13 protein-coding genes are annotated in these 13333 nt (G+C 37.2%); 8 read left to right on the top strand and 5 right to left on the bottom strand.

Annotated elements, in window-relative coordinates:
- Positions 1-29: 29 nt before the first annotated feature.
- The 4 genes from A9G22_RS05770 to gatA form a co-directional block, all read right to left on the bottom strand.
- Positions 30-1073 carry an alcohol dehydrogenase catalytic domain-containing protein gene (locus A9G22_RS05770; RefSeq protein WP_065586673.1) on the bottom strand — a complete coding sequence of 348 codons (1044 nt, stop codon included), beginning with the start codon at positions 1071-1073 and terminating at the stop codon, positions 30-32.
- Between the two features lie 101 nt (positions 1074-1174).
- Complete coding sequence (locus A9G22_RS05775) at positions 1175-2557, bottom strand: PTS galactitol transporter subunit IIC (protein ID WP_075508505.1); 1383 nt, start codon at positions 2555-2557, stop codon at positions 1175-1177.
- A 4-nt stretch (positions 2558-2561) separates the two neighbouring features.
- Positions 2562-2846, bottom strand: coding sequence for a PTS galactitol transporter subunit IIB (gatB, locus tag A9G22_RS05780; RefSeq protein ID WP_065586675.1), 285 nt, complete (start codon positions 2844-2846; stop codon positions 2562-2564).
- 15 nt (positions 2847-2861) lie between these two features.
- Positions 2862-3314: a PTS galactitol transporter subunit IIA gene (gene gatA / locus A9G22_RS05785; protein ID WP_075508506.1), complete on the bottom strand. Its 453-nt coding sequence runs from the start codon at positions 3312-3314 to the stop codon at positions 2862-2864.
- A gap of 288 nt (positions 3315-3602) precedes the next feature.
- Here gatA and gntK point away from each other — a divergent pair, with 288 nt between their 5' ends.
- The 8 genes from gntK (at position 3603) to A9G22_RS05825 (ending at position 12744) form a co-directional block, all read left to right on the top strand.
- On the top strand, positions 3603-4139 hold the full coding sequence (gntK, locus tag A9G22_RS05790) for a gluconokinase (RefSeq protein WP_075508507.1): 537 nt from the start codon (positions 3603-3605) through the stop codon (positions 4137-4139).
- A gap of 35 nt (positions 4140-4174) precedes the next feature.
- On the top strand, positions 4175-5980 hold the full coding sequence (edd, locus tag A9G22_RS05795; RefSeq protein WP_075508508.1) for a phosphogluconate dehydratase: 1806 nt from the start codon (positions 4175-4177) through the stop codon (positions 5978-5980).
- 306 nt (positions 5981-6286) lie between these two features.
- Positions 6287-8155, top strand: coding sequence for an SLC13 family permease (locus tag A9G22_RS05800; RefSeq protein WP_442899741.1), 1869 nt, complete (start codon positions 6287-6289; stop codon positions 8153-8155).
- Positions 8156-8792: 637 nt separating this feature from the next.
- A complete protein-coding gene (gene fmt, locus A9G22_RS05805) occupies positions 8793-9755 on the top strand; it encodes a methionyl-tRNA formyltransferase (RefSeq protein ID WP_075508509.1) in 963 nt (320 codons plus the stop codon).
- A gap of 332 nt (positions 9756-10087) precedes the next feature.
- A complete protein-coding gene (gene fabI, locus A9G22_RS05810; RefSeq protein WP_065586680.1) occupies positions 10088-10876 on the top strand; it encodes an enoyl-ACP reductase FabI in 789 nt (262 codons plus the stop codon).
- Positions 10877-11078: 202 nt separating this feature from the next.
- Complete coding sequence (gene slyD / locus A9G22_RS05815; protein ID WP_075508510.1) at positions 11079-11642, top strand: peptidylprolyl isomerase; 564 nt, start codon at positions 11079-11081, stop codon at positions 11640-11642.
- A 170-nt stretch (positions 11643-11812) separates the two neighbouring features.
- The gene (radC, locus tag A9G22_RS05820) at positions 11813-12484 is read left to right on the top strand and encodes a RadC family protein (protein ID WP_065586682.1); all 672 of its coding nucleotides are present in this window, start codon (positions 11813-11815) and stop codon (positions 12482-12484) included.
- Positions 12485-12540: 56 nt separating this feature from the next.
- A complete protein-coding gene (locus A9G22_RS05825; RefSeq protein ID WP_075508511.1) occupies positions 12541-12744 on the top strand; it encodes a SlyX family protein in 204 nt (67 codons plus the stop codon).
- Positions 12745-12917: 173 nt separating this feature from the next.
- Here the strand turns inward: A9G22_RS05825 and rplQ are convergent, their stop codons facing one another.
- Complete coding sequence (gene rplQ, locus A9G22_RS05830; protein WP_065586684.1) at positions 12918-13307, bottom strand: 50S ribosomal protein L17; 390 nt, start codon at positions 13305-13307, stop codon at positions 12918-12920.
- Positions 13308-13333: the final 26 nt, after the last annotated feature.

Raw genomic sequence — 13333 nt, forward strand, 5'->3', positions numbered from 1 at the left:
TTTTCTATGGCTGACTTAAATCAAAATAATTACATGCAATTTAATAAAATTTTGCCATTCATAGAGCGACCATTTAAGGCAGTCACTTGTTTAATAAATGAATCAAAGTCACCCATGCCTGCAATCAGTTCATCAAGTTTAATTTTTCCATCCATAAAGTACTGACTCACTAATTGCCACTCTTTACCTGGCCATGGTGAGGAATAGTTCATCCAACTGCCTAAAATTTGTAACTCTTTTCGTAAAATCAGTCCGAATGTTTTTTCTGGAAGTGTAATATCATGATGAAGTGTACCCACCAAGGCTATCTTCGCTCTAGGCCCTGCAATTTCAATAGCTAAGTTGACCGTAACGGGTGAACCCGCCGTTTCTAATACAATTTGATCAAAGCGAGATGAAAATAAAGCTTGGTAAATTGCTTCGGCGCTAAGATCTTGAGAATGATATACCGCATCGGCTCCTAATTGTTTGGCTAGATCGAGGCGATGCTGGTTAATATCAAGCACTACAACTGATTTCGCCCCCATTGCCTTGGCACATTGCATAGCAAGTAATCCAATTGTGCCACCGCCAACGATGACAACATTTTTGCTCTCACACCCATCAGCCAATAGCAATGCATGCATCCCAACGGTCATGGGTTCAAAAAAGGCGCCCTCAAGCGGACTGATACCTTTAGGTAATTTAAATGCATTTTTCTTATCTAATACAATATACTCCGCAAAGCCACCGACTATCCTTGAACCAACAAAAGTGTAATTTTTACAGAGTGAGTAGTAATACTTTTGACATTCATCACATTTGAAGCATGGCCATAATGGTACGCAACAGATTAAATCACCATTGTCAAACTCAGTCACGCCATGCCCCGTATCCACTACGGTGCCACTAAATTCATGACCAAGTGTAATCGGGTAAAAATGAGCACCATGGTGAAATATACGCGGAATATCTGAACCACATAATCCACAATAAGCCACTTTAACTAAAATTTGATCTGGGGATGTTATTTTGGGCATTTCTATATTCTGTATAGATAAAGCTCCCCCTTCATTAACAACAACCGCTTTCATGTTATTTTCCTTTATTGGTAAACAAATTACGTTGATGTATTGCTTTCACTCGTTACTGAGTGAAAGCACTCTGATTGATTTTTTTGATGACTATTTTGGGATTATTTTATTACTCCATCTTCTTGAGCTAATGGCTGATTTTTCAGAAATAACTGGTATTTTTGGGCACGTTTCCATGTCAAAAATAAGCAGAAAAGGTAAAACAATCCAATAAGGGCAAAACCAATGGGTTGTTTCAAGTTGACCAACTGAACCATAAGATAAGTAATTGGCGCTCCCCCTTGATCCATTGCACCAACCGAAACGTCATTACTCGTAGTCATCGTGCCTGCATTAATGGCTAGTTGAGTGGTCAATGGAACCATTTGAGTGGCAATCCAAAGCGTAATGGCGATAATAATAGAGCCTGAAACAATGATCCTAAACAGATTACCTTGATGAACCGCAACCCCCATTGCGATAAAAAAGCCAATAGTTGCCAGATCACCAAAAGGTAAAACTTCATTACCTGGCAGGATGATGGCAATAAAAATACTTAATGGAATAAAAATTAAACTCGCCGATACTACCGTTGAATGCCCTAATAACAATGCAGGATCTAAACCAATAAGAAAATCTTGCCCACCAAATTTTGATTGCAAGTGTTTACGTGCTTGTTTAGAGAGCGGTGTTAATCCATCCATAATAGGTTTAATCACGCGTGGCATTAATAACATGACCGCCGCAGTTTGAATCGCTAGTTGTAGCGTTTCTTTCACACCATACCCAGCTAATAAACCTAATATTATTCCCATAAATAAGCCAACGGTGACAGGTTCACCAAACGCACCAAACCTTTTTTGCATATCAACAGCATTAAAATTAATCTTATTAATGCCTGGCGTTTTTTCAATGACAGCATCAACAAAAACAGCAATTGGACCACAATATGCAGACGTACCATGAGGAACCGCAATACCGTCAAGCTCAAAAAAATCTTTGGTATCTTTGGCAAACCAATCACCCAGTTTATAAGCAATAATGGCATGAACAATAACACCTACAATACCAAGCCAGTAAGAACCGGTTGCAATGTAAACAAGCGCGCCGGTAAAGGTCATGTGCCAGATATTCCAAATATCCACATTAACTACTCGAGTTAACCTTAAAACTAACATAATAATATTCACTACAATTGCGATAGGAATGGCAACTAAAGCAATTTGTGATGCCCAAGTCATAGGTGCTGCCCCCGGCCAACCGACATCAATAACATTTAGACTAATATCGAATCGCTCGGCCATCGCTTGAGCTGCCGGCCCAACCGAACTGGTTAATAAGCCAACAACTAGACCGATACCAACAAACCCTATTCCTATATGAATCCCAGCTTTTAATGCATCACCTACTTTCATTCTTAATACTAACGAAAATAAGATAATTACAATGGGTAACATCACCGATGGACCAAGATCCAAAATGTACTGCATTATTTCAGTAAACATAGATTTATCCTTTTAGAATAGATAAAATTTTTTCTTTTAACTGGTCGATACCCACGCCAGATACAAAAGGCATGCCATGAACAATTGGAATATCCCCAAAATGTTGATCTATTCTGGCTGTAGTACAAATCAAATCAACATCATCAATAAACGTATTAATTTCATTAATACGACATTGAATAAGGTCAAGTTGAATATTATTTTCGCTACACAACTCTTTTATCTCTTCTGCAGCCAACGTTGATGTTGCAACCGCACCGCCACAAGCAACAATAATCTTTTTTTTCATAATGCCTCCTGAAACTTATTGATTAAATATTACGTTATTAAAATGCCCCTCTATTTCATTTTGTGGAGCATTTAATAAAAATTGATAGAATTCTTCATTTTGTAAATTTGAAAAAAGTGCTTTTAATAGTTCAATTTGATCTTCTGGTGCAGTAACAACAAGTGAAATAATCAGTGAAACTTCAACGGTGCTGTCATCATCGGCTCGATGAAAAGCAACCGGTGTTTGAGTCCGAATAATAAAGATTGCTGGTGTATTAGCATGCTTTGCTTCACAATGCGGAATTGCCACAGCATACCCATCAAAATTAATGCCTGTTGGGAATAATGCTTCCCGTTCAATTAAAGCTTGCAAATGACTTTCTTTGACAATCCCCTTTTGTTGTAATTGCTCGCTAATATAAGTTAATGTCTCTAATTCATTGTTAAACTTAAGATTGTCTTCGAAAAAAAGCTGACATTTATTCATCATTGTTCTCCACTATTGTTTTTTATGTAAGGTTTTAAATCATTATTTTCGAAAACAAAAACCTTATCGAAAGGTTATTTTCTTTCGAATTAAAAAGCAAATAGGATTTTATATTTTTGTGATCGAAATCTATTTTTCACTGTAAAGATCAACAAATAAATAACTATCTATTTAAGAATTAAAAATAAAATCTGATCCAGATCACAAAAGACACTTTTTTAGATTGCAAAAAAAAATGAGCATGTAAGAATGTTACCCGTAACAATCAAGGTGTACTAAGGATTAACAATGACTAAAAAAAATAAACACGTTTTTGTATTAATGGGTGTATCAGGTTGCGGTAAATCAGCGGTTGCCAAACAAGTGGCGTACAACCTAGAGGCTGCTTTTTTAGATGGCGATTTTTTACATCCAAAGACTAACATTCTAAAAATGCGTAGTGGTACACCATTAAATGATGAAGATCGAATGCCTTGGCTTAATTTAATCAGTAATGCTGCATTTGCAATGAGTAATGTCAATGATGTTTCAATTATTATCTGTTCGGCATTAAAGCGAAAATATCGAGATATTATCCGTGGTGAAAACGAAAACATACATTTTATTTATTTAAAAGGCAGCTATGATGTCATTGCTGAACGTTTAGCGAAACGTAAAGGACATTACCAAAAATCAGGCATGCTTCAATCGCAATTTGATACTCTAGAAGAACCAACAGCCGATGAAAAAGATGTCTACAATATTAACATTGAACAACCATTAAAAGAGGTTGTGCGCGATACTGAACAAGTCATACGCACAATATGTCATTGTAAAAAAATATAAAAATAAAAATATAAGCGAAATAAAAAGAGGTTAATGTGAATCCGACTGTCCAAGCTGTAACCCAACGTATTATTGAGCGTTCTAAGGCTTCTCGTGCTGCTTATTTACAAAAAATAGAACATGCTATGAGTAAAAAAGTAACGCGATCTAGTTTGCCATGTAGCAATTTAGCGCATGGTTTTGCTGCTTGTTGTATTGATGATAAAAAGGATCTAAAAAATATCTTAAAAAGCAACATTGGTATTATTAGTTCTTACAACGACATGCTTTCAGCGCACAAGCCTTACGAATTTTATCCAGAACAAATTCGCAAAGTATTGCACGAGGTCGGCGCCGTTGGGCAAATGGCAGGTGGTGTGCCAGCAATGTGCGATGGTGTGACACAAGGCGAACCGGGAATGGAACTATCATTAATGAGCCGTGATGTGATCGCGATGTCGGTTGCCGTTGGACTTTCACATAATATGTTTGATGGTGCGCTATATCTTGGCATATGCGATAAAATCGTGCCTGGTTTATTTGTTGGTGCATTAACATTTGGTCACTTACCAGCTATTTTTGTGCCAGCAGGCCCGATGCCATCGGGATTATCCAATAAAGAAAAAGTGCGTATCCGCCAACTTTACTCGGAAGGTAAAGCTTCGCGTGAAGATTTACTGGAGTCAGAATCAGCCTCTTACCACACCAGCGGGACTTGTACTTTTTATGGTACAGCCAATAGTAACCAGATGGTGATTGAATTAATGGGGTTACATTTACCTGGTGCGGCTTTTGTTCATCCTGAAACCGCATTACGCTTTGAATTAACTAATGCCGCCGCTAAACAGATTACTCGCCTTACCAACCAATCAGGAAATTATATGCCTGTTGGTAAAATGGTCGACGAAAAAGTAATTGTCAATGGTTTAGTTGCACTGCTTGCGACAGGCGGTTCAACTAATTTAACCATGCATATCGTTGCCATGGCGAAAGCAGCAGGTATTATTATCAATTGGGATGATATTTCAGACTTATCAACCGTTGTTCCTTTACTTTGTCGAATTTATCCAAATGGTTCTGCTGATATTAACTACTTCCAAGCCGCTGGTGGCACAGCTTTATTGGTTCGAGAATTATTAGCTGGTGGTTTATTGCATGAAGATGTTGAAACTGTGGTGGGGCGTGGACTGAGCCGTTATACGCAAGAGCCAATTTTAGAAAACGGCAAACTCACTTTCCGCGAAGGACCAACAAAATCATTAGATGAAAGTGTCATTGCCTCAATCAAAAAACCGTTTAATTCTCACGGTGGATTAAAAGTGATGTCAGGCAATCTTGGCCGTGCCATTATGAAAACCTCTGCGGTGGCGCCAGAACATCAAATTATTGAAGCGCCAGCCGTCATCTTTAATAGCCAATATGATTTAGATGCTGAATATAAAGCAGGGAAATTAGATAAAGACTGTGTAGTTGTTGTGCGCTATCAAGGGCCAAAAGCAATCGGCATGCCAGAGTTACATAAACTTATAACGCCGCTAGGTGTACTACAAGATAAAGGCTATAAAGTTGCCTTGTTAACTGACGGTCGATTATCGGGAGCGTCTGGTAAAGTCCCAGCAGCGATTCATGTTACTCCTGAAGCTTATGATGGTGGCTCATTAAGTAAAGTCCAAGAAGGTGATATGATTCGAGTTAATGGTCAAACTGGCGAAATAACATTATTAGTTGACGAAGCAGAGCTAGCTAAACGTCAACCTTATCCATTCGACTTGACCGATTCACATCTTGGCTATGGTCGTGAACTGTTCACCGTTATTCGTGAAAATTTAACTTCTGCAGAAGAAGGCGCTGTGAGCTTCTAATGTATTTACCCTGTCGCAAATACGCGGCAGGCAACGTTAAAGTTATACTAAAACAATTTATTTTCTGAAAATTTTTGACAAAAATTAACCACAAAAGTGATGATGTTTCACATATTCCTATCATACTATCACAATGTTAGCCGCCTGCTTTACTTACGTTTTGGTAATGATAATAAATTATAAAAAACAGCAATAGAAAATATTCCCTAGTACCATAAATCAAGGTATTATGTCTAAAATCTAATCGGCATCATAGAGCTACTTTTTGTGGAACATTTGTCATCTGAGGATAATTTAGTCTCATCAATCACTACAGTCTTACCCAATTATTTTATTGAATATGACCCACTTATTACCGTTTGCTTGTTGTTATTAATAGCAATTTTAATGTTCACGTTCAGCAAATTAAGAATGGATGTTATTGCATTACTCACAATTACAGCTATCACCATTAGTGGCGTGTTAACACCAAGCGAGGCATTAGCTGGCTTTAGCGATCCCAATATCATCTTAATAGCTTTATTATTTATTATTGGGGAAAGCTTAGTTAGAACAGGCATTTCGTACAAAATGAGCGAGTATATTCTTAAAATAGCTGGCAAAAACGATATTCGTATTATTATTTATATCATGTTAGGCGCTGCGTTACTCGGTTCAGTCATGAGTTCAACAGGGGTAGTTGCTATTTTCATCCCTGTTGCCATTAGTATTGCGAAACACACGGGTATTCACGTCAAAAAATTAATGATGCCACTTTGTATTGCTGCCTTAATTAGTGGCATGATGACTTTAGTTGCAACAGCACCCAACCTTGTTGTCAACAGTGAACTTGATCATTTTAAATTAAAAGAGTTTGGTTTTTTTTCAATTACACCAATTGGTTTAGGGGTTTTAGTTGTTGGTGTCATTTATTGTGTGTTAACACGCAATTGGTTGCTCACAGCTGAACAAGTCACCCCAACCAATACCCAACCACAAAGACGGAAAATTACCGATTTAATCCGTGACTATAAATTAATTGGACGGGCTCACCGCGCACAAATATTAGCAGGCTCCCCGTTTGTTGGGCGCACAATTGATGGCTTGCATTTACGTAGTGATCATGGCGTAAATGTTATTGGTATTGAACGTTGGCGCAAATTTCACAAAGTATTAATTCCCGTTAATGGTTCAACTGAGTTTCGTGAAAATGATATTTTACTACTGGATATGTCGCACTCCGAAGCAGATTATCGTACCTTTTTAACCACCAATAACCTTGAACCCAAAGTTTTACGCGGTGAGTATTTTTCAGAACAAGTAAAACAAGTCGGTATGACCGAAGTCGCCCTACTGCCCGAATCCACACTATGTGGAAAAACACTCAATGAAATTAATTTTAGAGGGAAATATTTCCTAACAGTAATTGGCATTTGGCGTAATCATGCCCCCGTTGAAACAAACAACTTATTCCAAGAACGTTTACAAATGAGCGATACACTATTGGTTTGTGGTGACTGGGGCTCAATACAAAAATTACAAACGCGAACCAGTGATTTTGTGGTATTAGACTATCCATCGGATATTGATGATATCGCACCGGCAAGTTCACAAGCACCAATGGCATTAATTAACCTAGCGATTATGATTACGCTAATGGTGTCCGGCATTGTGCCCAATGTAGTTGCTGCGTTAATTGCCTGCTTATTAATGGGCGCAACACGCTGTATTGATATGACCAATGCCTATAAATCCATACATTGGCCAACCTTAATTTTAATTATCGGTATGATGCCTTTTGCACTCGCTCTCAATAAAACGGGCGGAATTTCGCTTATATCTGCTTGGCTTGAAGTTCACCTGCGCTCTTTCGGCCCTTATATGGTGCTGACCTTTATTTTCTTATTATGCTCAACGATTGGATTATTTATATCCAATACCGCAACCGCCATTTTAATTGCACCAATCGCCATTGATTTAGCACTAAAATTTGGGTATTCGCCCTACCCATTTGCCATGACGGTTGCCATTGCCACATCCGCATCATTTATTACCCCTGTATCATCACCAATTAAAATCATGGTGGTTGCACCGGGTGGATATAGCTTTGGCGATTTTGTCAAAATTGGCGTGCCGTTAACCTTTTTGGTTATGGCGGTGGATATTGCTTTAGTGCCAGTGTTTTTTCCATTTTAGCATTTAAGAGATTTGTGAGAAACAAAAAAATTGAATAAAATCAAGTTATTTTCTGGATGTCATTTAATGGGTTTGGCGTTTTTGATAGTGGTGATTTGGATCCTGTTAGGTTTCGGACGTTTTATTCCTTTGATGAATTAAATCGACGTTCGAGCCAAGAAGGATTAGCTAATCCCTTTAGCGAACTCTCGCTTGGCTGCAAGATAATAAGGCCTTACGGCAAACCTCTTTCTTTACACTCAGTCTATGTTTTGTATTCGACAAAATATAGTCACGCCAAACATCCTTGATTAGCATTCTCACTTCACTCAGTTGTCAGCACATTCTGGCCCTGAGAAACAACTGCCATAACTTTAAGTATAATGAAAAATCGTGATGCTTCCTTCATAAAAACAGTTCAGGTATTAATTTAATTTTAATTAAATTTTTATAAAACTTTGTATTTTTACCTTTAAAAATACAATTCTTAATATTTATAAAAAAGATATGATTCAACATAGCTTGCTTTTATAAATATTCTCTTCAAGTCTGATACTAATAAAGGGCGCTTATAATATATGACACCTTTTTGATTAAAGATTCTTACTAAAATTTCAGGTATAATCCATACAATTTTTCGATTATGGACATAATACTTATGCCTAATACAACTAAACCGTTAAATATTATTTTTGCTGGTACGCCTGATTTTGCAGCTACCCATCTCAAGGCACTTATTGACGCTAACCATAATGTGATCGCCGTTTTTACTCAGCCTGATCGCCCCGCAGGTCGAGGCAATAAATTAACCGCTAGTCCTGTTAAACAATTAGCTATTGAAAATAACCTACCTGTTTATCAACCAACAACTCTTAGATCCGAAGAAAACCAAAAAATCATTGCTGAACTTAATGCTGATATTATGATTGTTGTGGCTTATGGCCTAATTTTGCCACAAGCAGTGCTTGATATGCCTAAACTAGGTTGTTTAAATGTACATGGTTCATTACTACCTCGCTGGCGTGGTGCAGCGCCAATTCAGCGCGCTTGTTGGGCTGGAGATCAAGAAACCGGAATTACTATTATGCAGATGGATGCAGGGCTTGATACGGGTGATATGCTATATAAACTTACCTGCCCAATTGAGCAAACCGATACTAGTTCATCTCTGTATGAAAAACTGGCTAAACTAGGGCCACAAGCGTTACTTGAGACATTAACATTCATCTGCGAACAAAAAATCCAACCAGAAAAACAAGAGCCATCACAGGCTACTTATGCCGAAAAGCTTTCAAAACAAGAAGCGAAACTTGATTGGAACTTATCTGCCGAGCAACTTGAGCGTTGTGTACGCGCTTTTAATCCATGGCCGGTTAGTTATTTCGATGTTAATGGCGAACTGATCAAAGTCTGGCAAGCTCAAGTCGTTAAAATTGACTCAAAACAGCCTGTTGGTACCATTTTGCAAGCCGATAAAAATGGTATTTGCATCGCAACAAGCGAAGGGGCATTAAATATGACAAAGCTCCAACCAGCGGGTAAAAAACCAATGTCGGCACAAGATTTATTAAATTCTCGTAAATCTTGGTTTGTTGTTGGTGAAAAACTAAGAATGGATTAAAAATAGCCCGCAATATTACAGGATCCAGTTCTTTAATAATTATCGTTTTCTGGCTCAGAATATAGCTAATTACAAGTTAATTAGCTTTTAGTAGCTAGTAGCTTAAATAAATGAGTAATGTTTTATAATTAACTGATTTTTTCAAAAGGATATCATCCTTAATATCAATTAATAATTGACTGTTATAGTCAATTATTAAGCACATAATCAGCTAGTAGTAACACAAGATAAAATAACTAAGAGTGCAAAACAGAAATTTATGGTAGCGAAGTTGGCTTGATCAACATATAATCATACTAGACTATATAGTGAAAACATTAGAGGAATAATTTATGGGATTTTTAACAGGCAAACGTATACTCGTTACGGGTGTTGCAAGTAACCGTTCTATTGCTTATGGTATTGCACAATCTATGCATCGTGAAGGTGCAGAATTAGCTTTTACTTACCAAAGCGATAAATTAAAAAATCGTGTTGAGGAGTTTGCCGCAGATTTTGGCTCTAAAATCGTTTTACCTTGTGATGTGGCTCATGATGAAAGCATCACCGAACTATTTACTGAACTGGCAAAAACTTGGGATAAATTCGACGGATTTGTTCATGCAATTGCTTTCGCCCCAGGCGATCAATTAGATGGTGATTATGTCAATGCTGTAACTCGTGAAGGGTTTTCAATTGCTCATGATATTAGCTCTTACAGTTTTGTTGCCATGGCTAAAGCATGCCGTTCAATGTTAAATCCAAGTTCAGCATTAGTTACGCTTTCTTACTTAGGCGCTGAACGTGCCATCCCTAACTACAATGTAATGGGATTAGCCAAAGCCTCCTTAGAAGCAAATGTGCGTTATATGGCAAATGCTATGGGTCCTGAAGGTGTACGCGTTAACGCAATCTCAGCAGGTCCTATCCGTACTCTTGCTGCCTCAGGTATTAAAGATTTCAAAAAAATGTTATCTCACTGCGAATCAGTAACTCCAATACGCCGCACTGTCACAATTGAAGATGTAGGGAATTCAGCTGCATTTTTATGTTCAAATTTAGCATCTGGTATTACTGGTGAAGTAATTCACGTTGATGGTGGTTTTAGCATCGCTGCAATGAATGAGTTAGAACTAAAATAGATCCCCCCATTGTATTAAAAAGGCGCTAAACCATACGTGTTTGCGCCTTTTTTAATTATATTTAATAACAAATTACTATCTTAGTTTTTTATATTATTCTTTTTGTAAGTTTTGAACAAAGACATAAAATTTAGAATACATATACCCTTTTTTCCGTTAAAATCTAGCGTAATTTGCTCAATAAAAGTTTGTTGGAGAAAAAATGAAAATAGCAAAAAATACAGTGGTCAGTTTAGCATATCAAGTTCGCACTAAAGATGGTGTTCTAGTTGACGAAGCAACTAAGGCGGCGCCACTAGAATATTTACAAGGTGCTGGAAACTTGTTACAAGATCTTGAAAACGCATTAGAAGGTCATCAAGTTGGCGATAAATTTGACGTTGAGCTAATTAATGCTTACGGAGATTTTAATGATGCTCTTGTACAAAATGTTCCTCGTGACGTTTTTGTCGGCGTAGATGAACTTGAGGTTGGTATGCGATTTTTTGCTGATACTGAGCATGGCTCTTTACCGGTTGAAATCACCTCTATCGACGGAGATACCATAACTATTGATGGAAACCATATGTTAGCAGGGCAAGACTTGCAATTCAACGTCGAAGTATTAGCTATTCGTGAAGCAACTGAGGAAGAAATTGCACACGGTCATATTCATGGTAAACATGATCATGGCGGTTGTGGGTGTAGTGGACATTCTCATGAAGATGAAGATGAAGAAAATACAGGTTGCTGTGGCGGTAATCATGGAGGCTGCGGTTGTCACTAACCTACCGATTAAAATCAAATAAAAATCGCTACATAGCGCTTTTTATTTGATTTTTATTTCATATGGCTTAATAAGTTGTGAAATAACTCCCAATATTTTACATTATCATTTTACCTTGCTAATTATTCCTTTAATAATCTCTATTTTACAATTATTGGAATCTAGCAATTATGCCGTCAAAATCAGTTGCATTAATGCCACGTGAGAAGCTTTTAAAATTTGGCGTTGAGACACTCAGTGATGCAGAATTACTGGCTCTTTTTTTGCGTACTGGCACTCGAAATTTGCCCGTTTTAGAACTATCACAAAAGTTGTTAAATGAGTTTGGCTCCTTTTACCACCTAATGAATGCAAGCCACACTGAGTTTTGTCAAAAGCAAGGATTGGGCACAGCTAAATACACACAATTAAAAGCAGTTATCGAGCTTTCACATAGATATTTAAAATTAAAAATGAGTAATGAAGGTTCGCTTACGTCGCCTGCACTAACGCTTCACTATTTATCTAGTCTATTAGCAAATAAAGATCGAGAAATTTTTATGGTTATTTTCTTAGATAATCAAAATCGAGTCATTACTTCTGAAGAAATGTTTGTAGGTACTTATAACTGTGTAGAAGTACATCCAAGAGAGGTCGCTCGTCGAGCATTACAGGTTAATGCAGCGTTTTTAATTTTAGCGCATAATCATCCTTCTGGTTTAGCAGAACCAAGCCAAGCTGATAGACGCCTTACTCAACGATTAGAGAAAGTTTGCGAATTAATCGATATTCGTATTATCGATCATATTGTAATTGGTAAAGGTGAATATGTTTCTTTTGCTGAACGTGGATGGATTTCATAACTATTTTTACTTACAATGTAGCTTATTATCTACTAACTAATGCGTGAATCTATTTTATGAATCAACAGCTGGAATTACTGGAAACTAAAGTGGCTTTTCAAGAAGTTACCATTGAAGAATTAAATCAAATGGTGGCACATCTTCAGGAAGATATAAGTAAATTAAAAGAACAATTAACTTTATTGTCCCAAAAACTACAAGCAACTCAATCATCAAATATTGCTAGTTTATCTGAAGAAATACCTCCCCCTCATTATTAATTATAGAGTAAATAACCATATATTTATATCATTTATCTATCTAATCGATAATATCTTGACATCATTAAGTTAATAGCCAAACTTAAATGAGGTTAGCAATTTATGAATCAAGATATCGTTTTGATAAATAAAAAACCGGCTTATAGCCGGTTTTAGTACACAATGATTTACTATTATTCAGCTGTTGCTTCTGCTTCTTCTACTGCAGGACGATCAACTAATTCGATATAAGCCATTGGAGCATTATCCCCATCACGGAAACCACATTTTAAAATACGTACATAACCGCCAGGACGGGTAGCAAAACGTGGACCTAAATCTGAAAATAATTTTTTAACTGTATCTTTATCACGGATACGAGCAAAAGCCAGACGGCGATTAGCTACGCTATCGCTTTTGGCTAGCGTAATTAACGGTTCAACAACACGACGCAACTCTTTTGCTTTAGGCAATGTAGTTTTGATGATTTCATGTTCAACAAGTGAACTAGTCATGTTACGAAACATTGCTTGACGATGGCTGCTATTTCGGTTCAGTTGACGACCACTTTTACGATGGCGCATAACTTTATCCTTCTTATATAAATTTT

This window comes from Gilliamella sp. App2-1 (genome assembly GCF_001690255.1).
Taxonomy (GTDB): domain Bacteria; phylum Pseudomonadota; class Gammaproteobacteria; order Enterobacterales; family Orbaceae; genus Gilliamella; species Gilliamella apicola_G.